Origin of the sequence: Frankia sp. AgKG'84/4 (assembly GCF_023242965.2) — a bacterium.
Classification (GTDB): Bacteria; Actinomycetota; Actinomycetes; order Frankiales; family Frankiaceae; genus Frankia.
Genome location: NZ_JALKFU020000049.1, coordinates 1 through 18,139 on the forward strand (window position 1 = coordinate 1; position 18,139 = coordinate 18,139).

At 71.6% G+C, this 18,139-nt stretch carries 12 protein-coding genes, 1 tRNA gene and 2 pseudogenes; 2 read left to right on the forward strand and 13 right to left on the reverse strand.

What is annotated here, in order from left to right; all coding sequences use genetic code 11:
- The 7 genes from MXD58_RS05880 to MXD58_RS05910 all read right to left on the reverse strand — a co-directional run.
- A partial coding sequence (locus tag MXD58_RS05880) for an FUSC family protein (protein ID WP_250609099.1) occupies positions 1–1,856 on the reverse strand: 1,856 nt, incomplete at its 3' end.
- Positions 1,857–2,000: 144 nt separating this feature from the next.
- The gene (locus tag MXD58_RS05885) at positions 2,001–2,762 is read right to left on the reverse strand and encodes a hypothetical protein (protein WP_248838231.1); all 762 of its coding nucleotides are present in this window, start codon (positions 2,760–2,762) and stop codon (positions 2,001–2,003) included.
- Entirely contained in the window at positions 2,759–3,778 is a 1,020-nt protein-coding gene (locus tag MXD58_RS05890) for an ABC transporter ATP-binding protein (protein WP_248838232.1), read from the reverse strand. The genes MXD58_RS05885 and MXD58_RS05890 overlap by 4 nt, the downstream gene beginning before the upstream one ends.
- A gap of 261 nt (positions 3,779–4,039) precedes the next feature.
- Complete coding sequence (locus tag MXD58_RS05895; protein ID WP_248838233.1) at positions 4,040–4,744, reverse strand: GAF and ANTAR domain-containing protein; 705 nt, start codon at positions 4,742–4,744, stop codon at positions 4,040–4,042.
- A gap of 521 nt (positions 4,745–5,265) precedes the next feature.
- A complete protein-coding gene (locus MXD58_RS05900; protein ID WP_248838234.1) occupies positions 5,266–5,697 on the reverse strand; it encodes a hypothetical protein in 432 nt (143 codons plus the stop codon).
- 148 nt (positions 5,698–5,845) lie between these two features.
- Positions 5,846–6,712, reverse strand: coding sequence for an LLM class F420-dependent oxidoreductase (locus MXD58_RS05905; protein WP_248838235.1), 867 nt, complete (start codon positions 6,710–6,712; stop codon positions 5,846–5,848).
- Positions 6,713–6,864: 152 nt separating this feature from the next.
- Positions 6,865–7,761 (reverse strand): class II glutamine amidotransferase, encoded by an 897-nt coding sequence (locus MXD58_RS05910; protein ID WP_248838236.1) that lies wholly within the window; start codon positions 7,759–7,761, stop codon positions 6,865–6,867.
- Positions 7,762–8,631: 870 nt separating this feature from the next.
- Here MXD58_RS05910 and MXD58_RS05915 point away from each other — a divergent pair.
- On the forward strand, positions 8,632–10,107 hold the full coding sequence (locus MXD58_RS05915) for a glycosyltransferase family 4 protein (protein WP_248838237.1): 1,476 nt from the start codon (positions 8,632–8,634) through the stop codon (positions 10,105–10,107).
- On the opposite strand, the gene MXD58_RS05920 is transcribed toward MXD58_RS05915, so the two are convergent.
- The 5 genes from MXD58_RS05920 to MXD58_RS05940 form a co-directional block, all read right to left on the reverse strand.
- Complete coding sequence (locus tag MXD58_RS05920) at positions 10,090–10,989, reverse strand: PIG-L deacetylase family protein (protein ID WP_248838238.1); 900 nt, start codon at positions 10,987–10,989, stop codon at positions 10,090–10,092. The two genes, MXD58_RS05915 and MXD58_RS05920, sit on opposite strands and share 18 nt — an antisense overlap.
- Positions 10,990–11,183: 194 nt before the next feature.
- Complete coding sequence (locus tag MXD58_RS05925; RefSeq protein ID WP_248838239.1) at positions 11,184–12,341, reverse strand: carbohydrate kinase family protein; 1,158 nt, start codon at positions 12,339–12,341, stop codon at positions 11,184–11,186.
- A 498-nt stretch (positions 12,342–12,839) separates the two neighbouring features.
- Positions 12,840–12,910, reverse strand: a tRNA-Gly gene (locus MXD58_RS05930).
- A gap of 98 nt (positions 12,911–13,008) precedes the next feature.
- On the reverse strand, positions 13,009–15,447 hold the full coding sequence (locus MXD58_RS05935) for a glycoside hydrolase family 65 protein (protein WP_248838240.1): 2,439 nt from the start codon (positions 15,445–15,447) through the stop codon (positions 13,009–13,011).
- Positions 15,444–16,214, reverse strand: a complete 771-nt coding sequence (locus MXD58_RS05940; protein WP_248838241.1) for an HAD family hydrolase — start codon at positions 16,212–16,214, stop codon at positions 15,444–15,446. Before MXD58_RS05940 ends, MXD58_RS05935 begins: the two co-directional genes overlap by 4 nt.
- A 212-nt stretch (positions 16,215–16,426) precedes the next feature.
- Between MXD58_RS05940 and dcd the strand changes: the two are divergent.
- A pseudogene (gene dcd, locus MXD58_RS05945) lies at positions 16,427–16,978 on the forward strand (dCTP deaminase); the annotation flags it as partial.
- 30 nt (positions 16,979–17,008) lie between these two features.
- On the opposite strand, the pseudogene MXD58_RS05950 reads toward dcd, so the two are convergent.
- A pseudogene (locus MXD58_RS05950) lies at positions 17,009–17,905 on the reverse strand (DUF445 domain-containing protein); the annotation flags it as partial.
- Positions 17,906–18,139: the final 234 nt, after the last annotated feature.

The following is an 18,139-nucleotide window of genomic DNA, read 5'->3' on the forward strand; positions in this document are numbered from 1 at the left end:
GTGGTGGCCGTGCCCGCGGTGGCGGCCGTGCCCGCGGTGGCGGCCACTGACTCGACGCGGGCCGGGGGCCTCGCGGCGGTGTCGACGAGCAGGTCGGCCGCCTGGCGGTAGGCGACGGCGGTCCGCTCACGGACCAGCGCGGCCGCGGCGCCGGACGGCCACAGCAGCACGCCGACGGCGAGGCTGACGGCGAACCCGAGGACGACGTCCTCGACGCGCACCAGGCCGATGCGCCAGCCCGCCGGCTCCACCAGGTTGAACAGCAGCACCACAGCAACGGTGAAGCCGGCCTGACCCGCGGCGGGAGCGTTCGCCTTGCGGGCGTAGCCGGCGATCAGCACGGCGATCGGCAGCAACGTCCACAGCATCGGGACCGCCGTGCCGACCAGGAGAATCGCGCCCGCGCCCACGGCGATGCCGACCGCCGTGCCCGCCAGCGCCCGCAGCACCGTGCGCCCGGTGGCAACCACGTTCGAGCGCAGCACGGACAGGGTTCCCAGGACCACCCAGAAGCCGTGCTGCAGCCCGGTCACCCGGGTCACGGCGACCGCGAGGGTGAGCCCGGCGGCGATGCGGACGCTGTTGCGGAACCAGATCGCCCGCACGTTGGCATAGCCGGCGGCCAGTTCGCCGACCAGCCGCAGCCGCGTCCGGGTCCGTCGCCAGCGGATCCGGGCCGCCGGCCGCGGGACGTGCCGGGGGGCGGCGGTGGCGACCAGCGTGTGCAGGGCGAGGTGCCGGGTCCGCAGCGCCAGCTGGCGCAGCCGGAATGCCTCGGCCACCGTGGCCCCGGGACCCGCCGGGTCCGGCCGAGCGCCGTCGACGACCGGTCGGGCCACGGCCTGCAGCAGCGCCTCGTCGATGGCCGCCGCCGCCCGGGTCACGCGCTCCACCCCGAGCCGCGGGTGGGACCGTCCGCCAGGGCCGGTCCCACTCGATCCGGCCCTGGCGGCGACGCCCGACGACCTCCGTGGCCTTCCGTACCGCTCCAGCTCGCCGGCCGCGCCGTGCAGGGTGTCCGCGACGGCCGCGCGCAGCTCGGCGGACGTGTCGGGAAAGCAGCGGCGCGCCGCCGCGTCGGCGGGCACGGCGAGCACGAAGGGGACCAGCCAGTTGAGGTCGACCACCACCTGGCCCAGCGCGGCAGTGCGGCCCCCTGCCCCGGTCGGGCGATGAGCCGTGGCGGCGAACCGTCGCCGCACCTCCGCGACCGACGCGCGAACCACGCCGGCCATCACCCGTGATCCTTCTGCGGCCCCGGGCTCCCCAACCCCGGGCTCCCCGCCATGGCCGGCGTCCGGGCCGGTGTCGGTGTCGCTCTGGCTGACGCAGTCGGCCAGCGCCCGGCAGGCCGCGGCCAGGGCACGGCGAACCTCGTCCGGGGGGCTGGTGGGCCAGAGCACCGAGACGGCGACCAGGGCGGATCCGGTGCCCAGGCCCCACCCGGCAAGCCGTTCCCAGCTGGCTGACAGGCCGCCCGGATTCGTCACCGGCAGGACGAAGGCCAGTAGCAGGGCCGGCCCCGCTACCGCCAGCCAGGAATTGATCACCCCGGCGAACAGGACACCGAAGGCCACGACCGCCATCCCGGCGCAGGCCGTCCACGGCGAACCGGACAGCATCGTGCCCAGGACGACCATGGGCATGCCGGCGAGCGCCAGGCCGGCGTAGGCGGTGAGGCGGAGGCGGGGCGGGCCGTCGAAGTCGACGAACAGCAGGAGTGCGAAGGCCCCGAACCAGGCGAACAGGCCGAGCAGCACCCGATCGAACAGGTGGTAGCCGACCGCAAGCACGGCCGGCGCGACGATCGCGGCCCGCACCGCGCCGCGCAGCAGGTACGGATCCAGCGTCGGCACCCGTGGCGGCCACGCGCCGCGCGCGGGGCATGGGACGACCGGCGCTGGCGTGATGCCGACCTCCCACCGCTAAGCTACGTCACTCCGAGTAACTGTATTACTCGGAGCGACGCGGCTCGGCGGTGCTGGCCGCGGCGGCCGTCCTCAGGCGTCGCGCTTCTTCGCGAGCACGCAGCCGATCACGAAGAGCCCTATGCAGACGGCGGCGAAGTACAGCAGGGAGCCCCACGGCCCGAACGGCATGCCGTCGATCACCGGCGGGCCGTCGGAGTGGTGCGGCTGGTTCGCGACGATGAAGTTGTCACCGGTCGTGAACGGCAGCCAGTGCTGAATGTGATCGCCGATCCGGGGGATCGCCGGCAGCAGGTTCTCCAGCAGGAACAGGTAGACGAGCTCGATCACGATCGCGCCGGCGGACTGTCGGACGATCAGGCCGATGGCCATCGCGAACACCGAGGCCAGCAGGTAGACCAAGCCGACACCGAACACGTTGCGGTACTCGTTCGCCGTGCTGAGCGACAGCGGCGCGTCCGGCTGGATGACCTTCGCCAGGCCCCACGAACCGATCGCCGTGATCTCCCCGACGAGGCCCGCCAGACCCGCGACCACCACGCCCTTCGCCACCAGCGCCGGCGTCCGGGTCGGCACCGCGAGGAAGGTCGAACGGATGGTGCCGAAGCGGTACTCGGTGGTGACGGCCAGGGTGGACATCACCATCATCACGACGAGCCCGAAGTTGTATGCGAACTGGGTGGTACCGACGTCGAAGTCGGCCACGTCCGACCCCTTCACCGTGGCCGCGAAGATCACGGTCAGTCCCACGGTGAGGGCGGTCGAGAGGATCATGCACCACCAGGGCGACCGGGTGGAGAGTAGCTTGATCCGTTCCACGGTGAGCAGCGTCATCGCCCGTCCCCTCCCGGCGCCGTCGCGTTCGCCGGCGGTGTGAAGATCCCGCCCGTGGCCTGCGGCGGCGCCACCGGCCCGCCGCCGGGAACCCCTGGCACGCCGGCCTGATATTCCACGTCCTGGCCGGTGAGCTGGATGAACGCCTGCTCCAGCGAGCCGCGCTTGGTGGCCAGCTCGTGCAGCACCAGCCCGACCTTGCCGACCAGCTCGCCGATCTGCTCGGTACTGGCGTTCGGGACGACCAGCGCCGCCGGGCCGTCGTCGCCCTCCGGGGCGTCGCGGACGGTCAGGCCCTGGCTCGTGAGCACCCCGTGCAGCCGTTCCATCTCCGGCCCGCGGACCCGCACCACCGACTCCGACGCCGTGTCGATGAACTCGCGGGTGCTGGTCTGGGCGATGAGTCGACCCCGGCCGATGACGATGAGATCCTGCGCCGTCAGCGCCATCTCGGACAGCAGGTGGCTGGAGACGAAGACCGTGCGTCCCTCGTCCGCGAGCCGATGCATGAACTGGCGGATCCAGAGGATGCCCTCCGGGTCGAGTCCGTTCACGGGCTCGTCGAACAGCAGCACGCCGGGGTCACCCAGCAGCGCGGTGGCGATCCCCAGCCGCTGCGACATGCCGAGCGAGAAGCCACCGGCACGCTTGCCGGCCACGGATGTCAGGCCGACGGCCTCCAGGACCTCGTCGACCCGCTTGACCGGGATCCGGTTGGACGCCGCGATCCAGCGCAGATGCGAGCGCGCCGACCGGTTCGGGTGCACCCACTTCGCGTCCAACAGCGCGCCGACCTGCAGCAACGGCCGGTCCAGCTCGCTGTACCGCTTGCCGTTGATCCGGACCGTACCGGCGCTCGGGTTGTCGAGTCCGAGAATCATGCGCATGGTCGTGGACTTGCCCGCGCCGTTCGGCCCCAGGAATCCCGTTACCCTGCCGGGCTGCACCGTGAAGGACAGGTCGTTGACGGCGACCGTTCGTCCATAACGCTTGGTGAGCCCTTGTGCCTCGATCATTCGCCTCCTTTCGCGTACGTCACCTTGCGGCTGAAGTGCGGTGCGGAGATCGGGCCCGGCAATACCCTCGTCCGGGAAACCGACCCGGCCGCGCGTCCCCGCGGCGCCACTCCGGTGAGGCCATCGTCACGGACGCCGCACCTGGCAGGCCAGGCGAGAACGCCCCCAGGCGCTGTCAACATGACGACAGGCAACCACCCGGCCGTTACGCCCACCAGCCGGCTGTCCCCCGATCACGACCTGGGGTCAACCGCCGGTCGGTCACAACCTACGCCGGCCGGCGAGAATCTCCTCGGCCAGGTCGGACACCTTGCGGCGCTCGTCCCGCGCGGTGCGGCGCAACTTCTCGAAGGCCGTTATCGGATCAGTTCGCATGGTCGCCATGAGATGGCCGACCGCGCGCTCAATGGGAACCCGGTAGTCCAGCGCGTACTGCAACTGCCGCGCCAGCCGGTCGTTGCGGTCGGCGACCAGGCCGACGAGAAGCAGGTTCTCCAGCACCGCACCGAAATGGCCGACCGCGTCCCGCTCGCTGTCGGTCCAGACCCGCGGATGGTCGTCGGCGACGTTGAGCGTGCCGATCGGCCCGCCGCCGAGGCGGACCGGCACCCCCAGGACCGCTCGCACACCCCCGGCGAGCAGCGTCGGCGTCACGCGTGGCCACCGGCCATCCGAGGCGATGTCGCCCGACTCGACCATCTCGTCGATGATGAACGACTCGATGCACGGACCCTCGCCGAACTCCTCCTGGGCGCGTTCGAGCAGCGCGCCCGTGGCGTCGGAGGCGGCGATGCTGCGCAGGGCCCGGTCCGCGTCGACCAGCAGCACGCCCGCTCCGGCCAGGTCGAAGATCTCCGTGACCGCGCGGACGACCTCGCTGACCAGCTTGGCGAGCTCGATCTGACTGGGCACGAGGTGGTGCAGCCTCGCCAGGCTGGTATCCAGCAGCACCTTGTCGATTTCCACGTTCGCGCTCCCGCCTCGTCGGCCCGGGCGTCCCCGGCCGTCCAGGGAACCCGCTCGCCCGCCAGGCACCTACCGCTTCCGCCCGGACTGGCGGTCCGGCGGCGCCGGGGACTCCCCGGCGGGCTCGGAGTCCGCCGCGTCCTCGCGCGGCCGCACGTCCCCGGGCTCTCCGGCACCCGACGCGTCCCGGCCATCGGATGTGTCCCGGCCATCGGATGTGTCTCGATCATCCGTCGGTCCCCGGGTGTCCGTCGAGCCCCGACGGCCTTGCGGGACATGCCTGACACCGGCCGGCGGCACCACCGCCGCCGGTTCGTTCTGCCGGACCACAGCTGGCGCTACCTGCCCGTTCTCGCAACCGGCCCGGTGACCACCACGCGTGCGGTAACCGGCGGCCACGCAACCTCTACCGTACGGAATCGGGATGCGGTGGGTGCGGCCTACGACCGCGGCCGCCGTCCGCCGGGCCGGCCCCTCACCGTGCGATCCCTGCGGGACAGCGCATCGCGGCGGGCTACCGACTAGGCACGGGCGTCGTCGACATCCGGCGACGCGACCAGACCGTCGGCCGGGTCCGCCCCGTTGCCCGCTGCCGGGCGCCCCACCTGGCCGTCGTGTTCGTGCGCCAGTTCCCGCGACGAGCGACGACGCCGAACCCCGACATCGACCTGGCGCCGCACGGTTCCGTCGAAGGCAGCCAGGCGCTCGGCCTCGATCGACGAGTTGATCATTTCGATCAGGCGGCCGCGCTCGTTCGGGCTCATGCCCGTCATCAGGCTCTCGACGAGCTCCGAGCCGGCGTCGACGGTCGTGGCGGCGGCGATCATGTCGCGGGGGGCCGTCGGCGTCGAAACGGACTCACCGTCGCGAGCGGCGGGAACCTTGGTGGCCTTGTCCTGCGTGGCGTCGTACTCAGCGTCTGGGCGCGGGAACGCGGAACCTTCTGCGGACATGCGTCACTCTCCGTGACTCGGCCGCAGACACAGGGCAGGCGAATTGATCGGTTGCCAGACAGACTACCACCCGAGCCGACCCTCGCCTGACCTGGCCGAGTTGGCTGCCCCGCTGCTCAGCCGACCCGCCGGGCCGGTCCGGGCTGGCTCAGGAGCTGATCGACTCCGCGAGGCGGGCCCACTGCGCGCGCGGCAGCGCGGCGGGGTCGTCCGTCAGCACCTGCACAGCGACGTGATCAGCCCCCGCCGCATGATGTTCGGCGACCCGGGCCAGCACCGTGTCGATGTCCCCCCAGGCGACGAGGTCGTCCACCAGCCGATCCGAACCGCCGCCCGCCAGGTCGTCGTCGGTGTAGCCGAGCCGGCGCAGGTTGTTCGTGTAGTTCGGCATGGCCAGATAGGCCGCGAGCCGCCGGCGGGCGGTCGCACGAGCCCTGCCGGGATCGGTCTCCAACACGACCTTCTGTTCCGGCGCGAGCAGCGCGTCCGGTCCGACGACGGCCCGGGCCTTGCGGGTGTGCTCGGGGTTCACCAGGTAGGGCAGGGCACCGGCGGTGCGGCGCGCGGCGATTTCCAGCACCCGCGGGCCCAGCGCGGCGAGCGCCTGATCCTCCCGGGGAACGCCCAGCTCGTCGAGGGTGTCGAGATAGTCCAGCAGCACCTCCACCGGCCGTTCCCAGCGACGGCTCGTGGCCTGCTCGACCAGTGCGCGGTGCCCGACGCCGAAGCCGAGCAGCAGACGGTCGGGATGCGCCTTCGCGAGCATCGCGTAGTGGTCGGCGACGATGTCCGCCTTCTCCGTCCAGATGTTGAGAATGCTGGTGCCGACCGAGAGCCCTTCAGTGCCATCCAGGATGGCGGCGGGGAGCTCCAGGTCCCCGCTGGCCGCACCGATCCACAGCGTCGGGATACCCATCGCCGCCACCTCGACGGCGATCTCCGTCCGCGTACGGACGTCCGTCGGCCACTGCCGCTGAGCTGCCCAAAGCCCAATTTTGCCGACCTCAAGTACCACGACGAGCCCCTTCCGCGCAGGGAACTGCGACTGTCCGCGTCAAACCCCATCAGGATTGCTACCCCGTGCGCACGCCGGCCATGTCGGCAGGTTTCGTCGGCCCGGTGTGGCCTGCCTGCCGGACCGGCGGCTCACCTGCCCGGTAGTTCCGCTCAGGACGACGCCGGAACCGGCATCTCCGGCACCGCGGTGGTCTGCGACGCGGCCGCCTGCGGGTGGAGATCATCGAGGGACAACTGGTGCGCCGGCGGGCCGTCGAGCACCAGTCGCGACGTCATCGTCAGGTCGGGCGCGACATGCAGCAGCTCCCCGCTGTCCATCAGCCGCCACCGTGGGTCCTCGTCCATACGCTCACTCTCGACCACCACCGCTGGCTCCTCGAGCAGGTCCACCGAGCGCACTCGGATCTCGCTGAAGGGACTCGCGTGATCGAGGTGACGCGCGTTGCGCCCACCGGGGCCGCGGCGCAGCACGTACAGGCTGTTCGTATCCGGGTAGCGCAGCGCCCACAGCTCACCGGGAGTAGCGAGGACCAGGTTGATCGAATAGAGGGGCAGGTTGGCCGCGACCCACCGGGCCGCGGCCGTGATGCCCGCGCCGACGTCGCCGTCACAGGCGCGGATCTCCCTGCTGATCAGGGCGAAGAAGCGCTCGGAGTCGGTGTCCCCGTGAACCTCGCTGCCAGCCACGCCAAGCTCGGCGTCCAGCTTGCCGAGGCCCTCGATCACCCCGTTGTGGGCGAAGATTCGCGCGTCCTGGACGAACGGGTGGGTATTCTCCTCGCTCGCCCGCCCGGTCGAGGCATGCCGGACGTGGGCCACGAAGGTGGTGGAGCACAGCTCCTGCGGCTCCCGCGCGAATGCCGTGTCCGCCCGGTCGCGGATCGACTGCTTCACCACCCGCGGTGATCCGTCGGGGTCGAACGCGCCGACCCCGGCCCCGTCCGGCGTTCGCCGGCCGGTCGCCCGCGGGCTGTCGGGCGCGTCCAGCAGCCAGAATGTGGCCCTGACCGGCTTCGCGCCACTACTCATCGCGAACAGGTGACACATATCGCCCTCCCCGCGGTCTGCTCGACGGTTCACTCCCAGCGGCACCCCCGGGTGCCCGCCGCCCGTCTGGTGATGGCCGGCTGGCCGGTGGGTCTCCGCCGCCCGGCCATGGGCCGAAAGGGCGGAACGAAGGACGCAACGCTACCTCCCGGCGGGTCGGATGGACAGTGCGCCGGGCCTCGGTCCCGGAGCCCCGCGACCACCCGGCGTGGACCCTACCGGGCCGCCCCTACGATCTGTTCCCCGTGATGTTGCCACCACTCGCACCGCGGCCGATATTCCAGACATGTCGGCCACAGCCCACGGCGGCGGCGGCGCCCGCCCGCCCGCCATCCTCTCCGCCGGTGTTTCGTTACGTTTCATTGTCGACGTGACGAACGGGTGACAGTCCGGGGCGGCCGCCCGAGCGCCATTCTGATCACGACCCGGCGGCCGATGGGCGGTACCGCCCGGCCCCCCGATCCGATTGCCCATCGGGCCGGCCACGACCGTCGGTCAAGGGGCAGGGAACACGACCGCGGGTCCGCCCGACATAATCGTTATCAGGGTTGACGGGACAGGCTCGCCGAGGTTGCCGTCGTAACCGCGTTACCTTTCTGTAATCAGGCACTCACCGATTCACTCATCAAACCTGTCGAATGAAGACTTTTGTTAAGCGACCCCATCGGGCGGGTCGGGACATCGGCGGCAGTGCGACAGGCCGCAAGCATCGAACCTCCCCAAAGACGTACATCTCTACCTAATAGTGCTATTCGTCAGATACCGCAGTCAGCGTTTACCCCGGATTCGCCGAGACGCAGGCGAAAGCGCGGTAACGTATCTCTGTTATAACTCCCCTGTAGCAACGTCCGGGTAGTGGAACGGAGACGCATGGCGGATTCGATCCGATCACTCCACGCCCTGTGCGTCGTGTTTCTCTGCGAGCAGTTCCCACCGGTGGTGTGGGACGGCGCGGGTAGCTACACGGCCACTCTCGCGATCGCCCTCGCCAAGCTCGGGCATGAGGTGCACGTGCTCTGCGCGCAGGGATCCCGGGTGGTCGACACCGTGCAGGACGGCGTCCACGTGCATCGCCGCCCGTTGTTGCGGGTCCCGGTAAGCCGTCGCCTGGGCCCGGTCGGCGCCTGGCTGCGCGGCCCGCTGTACCCGCGTGACTCGATCAGTCTGCGGGCCAGCCTGCCGCTGTCCTACACGTTCTGGCTGCACCAGCTCGGCCTGCGCCCGGACATCATCGAAACGCAGGACGGCGAGACCCGCGGACTGCTCCAGGCGATCAGCCGCTCCCGGCCGCTCGCCATCCACCTGCACTGCCCGACGATGCTCACCGTCCAGCTAGCCGGTGTGCCGGTCGGCCGCAAGGGTCGGCTCGCCGACCGGCTCGACCGGATGTCCGCGAACCGGGCCGATGTCGTCACCTCCCCGTCACGGCTGCTCATCGACACCCTGCGCGAGCGCGGCTGGCTCGGCGACCAGCCGGTCGAGGTGGTTCCGAACCCCTTCGACGCCGTGCCCTGGATGAGCATCCCGGACGTCGCCGCGACGACGCCGACCATCGCGACGATCGGCCGTCTCGAGGAGTACAAGGGCGTGGACGTGCTGCTCGACGCGTCCGCGCGACTCGCCGCCGGCGGGCTGGCGCACCGGCTCCTGCTCGCCGGGCGACCCGCCGGTGAGATCAACGGGACTCCCGCCGGTCCCTGGCTGGCCCGCCGGGCGCGGGAGCTCGGCCTCGACGTCGAGTTCACCGGCCATCTCGCTGGCGACCAGGTCCGGGAGATCTACCGGCGGGCCCGGGTCGTGGCCGTGCCGAGTCGTTTCGAGAGCTTCTCGATCGTCGCCGCCGAGGCGATGGCGGCCGGCCGACCGGTGGTCACCACCACCCGGACCGGCGTGGCGCCGTTCGTCGAGCGCTGGGGCGCCGGTGCCGCCGTCCCACCCGGTGACGCCGAGGCGCTGGCCGGCGCACTCGCGCCCTACCTGCGTGATCCCGCGCGTGCCGCCGTCGTGGGCGCGCGTGGCCGCGCCGGCGTGGCCGAGATCGAGCCGATGACGATCGCCCGTCGCAAGGAGGATGCGTACCGCCGCGGCATCGCCCGCTTCGAGGCGTCAGGCGACGGGCGCCGGCGCGGCTGGTGGCGCGGGACCCACCTCCGGGCCGCCGCGTCACCGGAGGTCGCCACCGGCCAAGCGAAGATCGACGTCGAGACGCCGGCGGCGGCGGTCGCGAACCCGGTGGTCCTCGACGCGCCGACCTCGCTGGGCATGCCGCCGGCGGGCTCGACGGCAGGCAGCACCACCGGTCGCGGCGGCGTGGGCGACCCCCACGGCTCAGCCCGGTCCTCCTGAACCGGTCGCGGCACCAGCATCGACCTGCCCGTCCTCGGCGCTGCCCTCGCGCCATGGGCGCGGGAAGTCCAGGTGCCGCAGGTCGCCCGCCTGAACGTAGACCTCGTACCGGCTACGCAGCGTCGCCAGCAGGGGGCCCGTCACCGGCACGTCCTCATCACCGCCGGCCGTGCCACCCGCGGTGCCCCCGGCGGGCCGACCGATCTGGGTGGCGTGCTCGGCGAGCGCGTGGCGCTGGCGCTCCCGCAGGCCGCGGCCGTCGACCAGCAGCGGCCGGCAGTCCCGCAGCCGGCGGACCGGCTCGACCAGCAGCCGCGTCACCGACCGGTCCCGGCTGCCGTAGCCGCGGGTCCACGGCCAATGCGTCCACAGCCAGACCGTGTACTCGAGCACCTGGCCGCCGAAGCGGGTCGACGCGACCGCGCGGATCGCCGCCTCGTTGGTCGCGTCATGGTCCGGATGCCCCTCGCACGACGCCGGCACGAGGATCTGTGCCGGCCCGCGCGCCCGGATGATCTCGGCCAGCCGGGTCGCGATGGCGTCGATCGACGAGCCGAGCTCCGCGTCCGGGAAGCCGAGGAACAGCACATCCGTCTCACCGACGCCGAGCGCCGCGCACGCCGCGCGGGTCTCGGCCTCGCGGACCTCGACGAGTTCATCCGGCGCAAGTGTGACCGGTTCTGCCTTGGCGCCATCACTGACAATCACCACGGTCACCGGAGTGCCCCTGGCGCGCTTACGCATGACCGCGACGGCGCAGCCCAGCGTCTCGTCATCCGGATGGGGCGCCACGACCAGGCAGGACATCCTCGCCATGGCTGCGGTCACGTCCGTTCCGCGCCGCGTCCAGGCCTCACGGAAGGCGGACCGGGCCAGCGTCATGACCTCACTCCGCGCCGACCGCGGGTCACGAATCATCGCTTTCCACGCCGTCATCGACGTCGCCTCCCTCCGCTACCCGTGACAATAGCGTCCCGCACGGTGCCGACCGGGCGTGACGGGCCCCAGAAAAACCCTCTGCACCCGTTTAGCCGGTATAGCAATGAAAGGGCGGACCATCGCCGAAAGTTGACGAATTACCCTTTCCGCTCCAGCGATAGGTGCAGGCCCTCCCCCAGGGGAGCACGGTCACCATGGTCCTGCCCCGGGCATTGATCCGTTCGCGCACCGACAGTTGCCGCCAGTTCGTCCGCGGTGGGTAACGCCTCATAGCCGCCGGGTCGCCCAACCACCAGAGCCGCGGCACGCTGCGCCAACCTAACCGCCTCCGCCGGCGGCCAGCCGGCGACGAGGCGCGCGGCGAGCACGGCGGTAAACGCGTCGCTGGCGGCGGTCGTGTCGACGACCGATGCCACCGGAGCGGGACAACGCGACGTCCGCCCGCCCGTACGCAGGACGCAACCACGTCCAGCAAGGGTGACGCAGACCGTCGGCACGCCGAGCCGGTCACCGACCGCGTCGGCGAGCTGTCCGGCCGGCCCGCGCGCGCCCGGCTGACCGGCGAGCAGCGCACGTGCCTCCGTCTCGTTCGGGACGATCACATCGACGAGTTCCCAGGGAACGGCGTCGGCGAGGTCCAGTTCCCGCGCCGCGGGCGCCGGATTGACGATCACGCGCATGCCGCCCTTCGCCGCCGCAGTCACCAGATCGGCCGCCTGCGCGGCGAACTCGAACGTCACCAGCGCCGCGTCGACCTGCCCGTCCAGGGCCGCCGCGGCCGCGTCGAGTTCCCGGGCGGTGCCGGCGAGTACCTCGGGCACCCGCCACACCACCGCCTTCTCCCCGTCGCGACGAGCATGCACCACACACACCGGCGTCGCCGCGCCCTCCACCACCGGCATCGCGGACACGTCGACCCCCTCGGCGACGAGTGCCGACCGGATGGCCACCCCCACCGCGTCCCGCCCCACCGCCCCCACGGCGGCAACCCGCGCGCCCAGCCGCGCCAGGGTCACCGCCTGGTTGAACGCCTTGCCCCCGGGCACCGTCCGCATCTCGTCGGCACGCAGATCATGTCCCCACGCCGGCAGCCCCGCGGCGCTGATCAGGCAGTCCAGGACAAAGGCCCCCACGACGACGAATCGACCACCGCCCACGTCGTCCCGATCGGCGTCGGCCTCCCGGCGGCAGGTGCTGGCCGGGGCGGGCTGATACCGGGCGGTCGCGACCAGACCGGTATCGCAGGCACTGTGGACAGGGGCCTGCGGCCAGCGACGCCGTACCCGCTCAGTCACGGCGTCACCGTAGCCGGCCCCGGAATCCCCCACCCCATTCACCCGGAACACGACCGTAGACGAAGCGCGTAGACAATGGTTGACCTGCGAAATCACGGAGAGGAAGGTGGCGCTTCCGCCAACGCCGGCCAGCACGTCACGCCAACCTTCGCTCTAACTCTCCGTCACGGAACGGTCCCGACCGGCCGCCCTAGAAGGCTCGGTGTCCGATTCGCCCCTACGGAAGGACCTGGCCGCGCCGCCCACTGGTCGCTTTACCTCGTCGGCGCGACCGCCTCGCCGCTGGCGGTAAGAAATGCGACGGCGGAGAACTGTGAGAACTTGCTACCGGACAGCCGGTCGACCTGATTCGCGCTCCTGAATCCAGGCCATGCGGCCATCCTCCCGGCAAGACCCGAGGGACAGCCTAGATCAGCGCACCACCCGATGACCATGATCGGTGCTACCCGCCGCGCACTACCGGACCCAAAACGCCTGGCCAGAAGCCTCAAACAAGGGAGCGGGCGACGGGAATCGAACCCGCGTTGCAAGCTTGGGAAGCTCGTGTTCTGCCTCTGAACTACGCCCGCGTGATGCCTCCGCATAGTACCGGATGCCGTGGCCCGCGCGGCGGGACGGGGGCGCGTGGCCCGTCCCGTCGCGCCGCGCGTGCGCTAGTTCGCGGCGGTCAGCCGTCGACGTCGGCACGGTGGCTCGGCAAGGTGGTGGCGCAACCGCCGGAGCCCGCGGCGGCGGCCTGCTTGTCGCCGGGGTCCGGCGGACGCAGGAAGCTGCCGGGTTGGCGTCCCGCGGGCTGCCTGGGGCGGTCCTGCACGGGGGCCGGGGGGACGTCCACGCTGACCGGCTCGTTCGGCATCACCCGCACGGTCTTGCCGTGATGGAGCAGCGTCATCGCCGGTCCGGCCGAGACGGTGTAGGTGGCCGTCGCGTCGTACACCTCGACCCGCAGGCTGCGGCCGCGCACGCCCAGACCGAAGGCCAGCCGACTGAGCCCCTCGGGCAGGCGGGGGGAGAAGGCGAGGACCTCCCCCCCGTCGCGCAGGCCACCGAAGCCCTCCACCAGGGCGATCCACGCGCCGGCGAGGGAGGCGATGTGCAGGCCGTCGCCGGTGTTGTGCTCGATGTCGCGCAGGTCCATCAGCGCGGCCTCGCGCAGGTAGTCGTGCGCGAGGGACAGGTGGCCGCACTCGGCGGCGAGCACGGCCTGGCAGCACGCCGACAGCGACGAGTCGCGGACCGTCAGCGCCTCGTAGTAGGCGAAGTTGCGCATCTTCTCGTCGTGGGTGAACGCGTCGCCGCAGCGCTGCATCGCGAGCACCAGGTCCGCCTGCTTGACGACCTGCTTGCGGTAGAGGTCGAAGTAGGGGAAGTGCAGGAGCAGCGGGTACTGCTCGGCCGACGTGCCCTCGAAGTCCCACACCTGGTGCTCGGTGAAGCCCTCGGACTGCGGGTGGACGCCGAGATGAGGGTCGTACGGGATGAACATGTCCTCGGCGGCGTCCCGCCAGCTCGCCGTGACCTCGGCGTCGACGCCGAGCTCGGCGGCGCGGTCGGGATGGCGGCGGGCGGCGGCCACCGCGGCGCGCAGGTTCCGCTGCGCCATCAGGTTCGTGTACACGTTGTTGTCGGCGATGGCCGAGTACTCGTCGGGGCCGGTGACGCCGTCGATGCGGAAGCGACCATCGAGGTCGTGGTGGCCCAGGGACCGCCACAGCCGCGCGGTCTCGACCAGCAGTTCCAGGCCGACCTCGCGCTCGAACCGCTCGTCCTCGGTGACGTTGACGTAGCGGGCGACGGCATCGGCGATGTCGGCGTTGATGTGGAACGCGGCGGTGCCCGCCGGCCAGTACCCGGAGCACTCCTCGCCGTGGATGGTGCGCCAGGGGAACGCCGCGCCCTTCAGGTTGAACAGCTCGGCGCGATCGCGGGCCATCGGCAGCGTCGCCTGCCGCCACAGCAGCGCGTCGCGGGCGGCCTCCGGCGCGGTGTAGGTAAGCACCGGCAGGACATACGTCTCGGAGTCCCAGAACGCGTGCCCGTCGTAGCCGGGCCCGGTCAGCCCCTTCGCCGGGATAGCCCGGCGCTCGGCCCGCGCGCCCGCCTGCAGGACGTGGAACAGCGCGAACCGGACCGCCTGCTGCACCTCCGGGTCGCCGTCGACCTCCACGTCGGCGCACGCCCAGAACGCGTCGAGGTACTCCTTCTGCTCGCGGACCAACCCACCCCAGCCGGTCTGGCGGCCGGCGACGAGCGCGGCGGCGGCCTGGTCGCGCAGGGCCGGCAGGGACCGCTGCTCGGACCAGCCATAGGCCAGCCACTTCACCATCCGCAGCTTCTCGCCGGGCTGCAGTACGACCGTGGCCGTGACCCGGCCCGCGTCCGGCTCGCTCTCGGAGTAGACCGCCATCGAGTCCGGTCCCTCGAAATGGTGGTCCATGGCCGCGGCGACCCGGATCTGGCTGTGCCTGGTGATGTGGACCGTCTCGACCTTGGTGCCATGCGCCCGGTCGAACTCGGGCTGCAACGGCGATTCCAGCGCGGCGGCAGCCCGCGGGTCGCCGATGCGTATGGGCAGCTGCTCGTTCGCGACCAGCTCGGACTGGATCACCACCCGGGCCGGGTCGCCGATCGCCTCGACCTCGTAGTAGAACGCAGCGATGGAGCGCTGGGAGAACGACACCAGCCGCTCGGTGTGCACCCGGATCGCCTGCCCCGCCGGCGAGACCCATTCCACGTCGCGGCGCAGCACACCCTCGCGGAAGTCGATCGCCCGCTCGTGGGAACGCAGCTCCCCGTAACGGATGTCGAAGGGCTCGTCGTCAACGAGGAGCCGGATGAGCTTGCCATTGGTGACGTTGATGACCGTCTGCCCGGACTCCGGATAGCCGTAGCCCGCCTCGGCGTACGGCAACGGCCGTAGTTCGTGCACGGAGTTCAGATAGGTACCGGGCAGGCCGTGCGGATCCCCCTCGTCGAGGTTGCCACGCAGGCCGACGTGGCCGTTCGAGAGCGCGAACAGCGACTCGGACCGGCCGAGGTCCTCGGTGTCGACGCCGGACTCCCGCAGCGTCCACGGATCGATCTGGTAGGTCGCCTTGTCACTCATGCCTGGCCACTCCCGGGACCGCTGGGCGCCAACAGGTCGGCAAGATCGCTGACCACGGTGTCGGCGCCGTGCGCGCGCAGCCCGTCGGCGTGTTCCGAGTCGAGCCGGTTGACGCCCACGACGAAGCCGAACTCCCCGGCCTGGCCGGCCTGCACGCCGGCCAGTGCGTCCTCGAACACCGCCGCCTGGCCGGCCGCGACGCCCAGCAGGCGAGCCCCGGCGAGGAAGGTGTCCGGCGCCGGTTTACCCGCCAGCTTCTCGCGGGCGGCGGTCTGACCGTCGACGACCGTGTCGATCAGCTTGTCCAGCCCGGTGACCCGCAGCACCTCGGCGGCGTTCGCGCTGGACGAGACGACGGCCCGGGGCAGGTTCCGGTCGACGAGCTCCTGGAGATAGGTCACGGAACCCTGGTAGACCTCGACACCGTCCTTGGCGATCCGCTTCTGGACCAGCAGGTTCTTGCGGGTTCCGAGGGCGTTGACGGTGAGGGCGGACGGCGGGTCGTCCGGGGTGCCCGCGGGAATGCGGATGTGGCGCGAGTCGAGAAAGGCGCGGACTCCGTCGGCACGCGGAAGACCGTCGACGTACTCGGCGTAGTCACGGCCGAGATCGAAGGGAACGAACGGCTCGCCGGAGCGGCTGGCCCAGTTCTCCAGGAAGTCGTCGAACATCTCCTTCCACGCGGCCGCGTGGACCGTCGCCGTGTTCGTAAGCACGCCATCGAGGTCGAAAAGGCATGCCTCGACGTGATCGGGTAGTCCGAGCATGGTTCTCCCGCCTGTGTCCGCCGTTCCCGTGTTCCGCCCCAGGTGCGCGCCACCGAGATCGACGTCCCGCCCGGGCCTCTCGTCTCCCTACCCCTGTCACGCTACGTCCCAACTCAGGTAACGGGTGACCATGCGCGCACGGGCAGGTGACATCTGGATGGACACCGATCGGGCACGACGGCCGCGTCGGGTGCCATGACATGCTCGTACGCGTGCTGCTGTCCGACCGGGATATCCGGGCCGAGATCACCGCGGGCCGGGTCCGCCTTGATCCCCACGATCCGGGCCTGATCCAGCCCTCCAGCGTCGACCTACGGCTGGACCGCTGGTTCCGGGTCTTCGCCAACCACCGGTACAGCCACATCGACCCGGCGGTCGAGCAGGAGGACCTCACCGAGCTGATCGAGCCCGACGGCGACGAACCGTTCGTGCTGCACCCGGGCGAGTTCGTACTCGGCTCGACGCTGGAGATCATCACCCTGCCCGACGATCTCGCCGGCCGGCTGGAGGGCAAGTCGAGCCTGGGACGACTCGGCCTGCTGACGCATTCGACGGCGGGCTTCATCGATCCCGGCTTCTCCGGACACGTCACGCTGGAGCTGTCGAACGTGGCGACCCTGCCGATCAAGTTGTGGCCGGGGATGAAGATCGGCCAGCTCTGCCTGTTCCGACTGTCCTCGCCGGCCGAGCACTCCTACGGCTCCGCCGTGTACGGCTCCCGCTATCAGGGCCAGCGCGGCCCGACGCCGTCGCGCGCGCACCGGGTGCCCCAGCAGGCGCTGCTTGATCTGCTCGACCTGCTCGCCGAGGCCGGGGTCGGCGACCAGTCGGCCGGCGAAGTCACCGAGGAAGCGGTCGATCGTCTGGCGGATCCGGTGGTCGGGGTCGGTCCGCAGTTCCGCCAGCGCCTCCAGAGCCTTGTCGTACGCCTTGGCGGCGACCGCCTCGTCCAGCCACTGCGGCGTCCAGGCCGGGGCCTGGTCGCGGACGAGGCGGACGAACGTCTCCGGATTGCGCACGAGCCAGTCCTGGATCTCGACGATCAGCACGTCGACCAGCCGGTGGTGCAGGCGGTCGTCGAGCACCCGCCGCAGCGCCGTGCCCAGCACACCCGCCCAGGGTCGCTCGACGATGCGCGGCAGCACCGCCTTCTCGACGATCTCGCCCACGAGCTCGTCGTTCATCCCCGCGATCGCCGCGGACAGCCGCTCGGCGACCTCGGTCGTGACCCGTTCGGCGTGCGCCGGCTCGCCCAGCCAGATCCCCACCCGACGGGACACGCCGATGCCGTCGATCTTCTCCCGGATGACGTCCTCGGCGAGGAAGTGCGTGCTGACGAAGTTCTCCAGGCCGCGGCCGAGGGCATCCTTGCGGTGCGGGATGATCGCAGTGTGCGGGATCGGCAGCCCGAGGGGGTGCCGGAACAGCGCGGTCACCGCGAACCAGTCGGCCAGCGCGCCGACGACACCCGCCTCGGCGGCGGCGGCGACGTAGCCGGCCCAGGCGGGCCCGCCGTGGCTGCGCCAGCCCTGGGCGGCCAGGTAGACGGTCACGACGGCCACGAGCAGCCCCGTCGCGATCAGGCGCATCCGGCGCAGGCCCTGGCGCAGCCCGGGCTCGTCCGCCGTCCCCCGGGGAAAGGCCGTCCCGCGGTCGTGGCTCGCGCCCTCGGGGGCCACCGCGTCGTCCATCGAGCGCCGTCCCTCTCTGAGCGCCTGGGCACTGCCCGCCCGTCACCCGGGCGGCCCGGTGAAGGTCGCCGTGCCGTCACGGGGACTCGCGGCCGCGGACTGATCATTCACCTTCTCGGACACCCTATGCGCCCTGGCACGGCGGGCGACCCGCGCGAAAGCCCCGGCCGCCGACGGTGCCCGCCCGCACGGGCGGCCGGGTCCCGCACCGTGCTCGTGCGGCGGGTGGACTCG

Excerpts from the sequence above, each read along its gene's own strand:
- MXD58_RS05890 (WP_248838232.1), bottom strand. The coding sequence starts at position 3,778 with ATGATCGAGGCACAAGGGCTCACCAAGCGTTATGGACGAACGGTCGCC.
- MXD58_RS05910 (WP_248838236.1), bottom strand. The coding sequence starts at position 7,761 with ATGTGTCACCTGTTCGCGATGAGTAGTGGCGCGAAGCCGGTCAGGGCC.
- MXD58_RS05915 (WP_248838237.1), top strand. The coding sequence starts at position 8,632 with ATGGCGGATTCGATCCGATCACTCCACGCCCTGTGCGTCGTGTTTCTC.
- MXD58_RS05900 (WP_248838234.1), bottom strand. The coding sequence starts at position 5,697 with ATGTCCGCAGAAGGTTCCGCGTTCCCGCGCCCAGACGCTGAGTACGAC.
- MXD58_RS05885 (WP_248838231.1), bottom strand. The coding sequence starts at position 2,762 with ATGACGCTGCTCACCGTGGAACGGATCAAGCTACTCTCCACCCGGTCG.
- MXD58_RS05920 (WP_248838238.1), bottom strand. The coding sequence starts at position 10,989 with ATGACGCTGGCCCGGTCCGCCTTCCGTGAGGCCTGGACGCGGCGCGGA.
- MXD58_RS05935 (WP_248838240.1), bottom strand. The coding sequence starts at position 15,447 with ATGAGTGACAAGGCGACCTACCAGATCGATCCGTGGACGCTGCGGGAG.
- MXD58_RS05940 (WP_248838241.1), bottom strand. The coding sequence starts at position 16,214 with ATGCTCGGACTACCCGATCACGTCGAGGCATGCCTTTTCGACCTCGAT.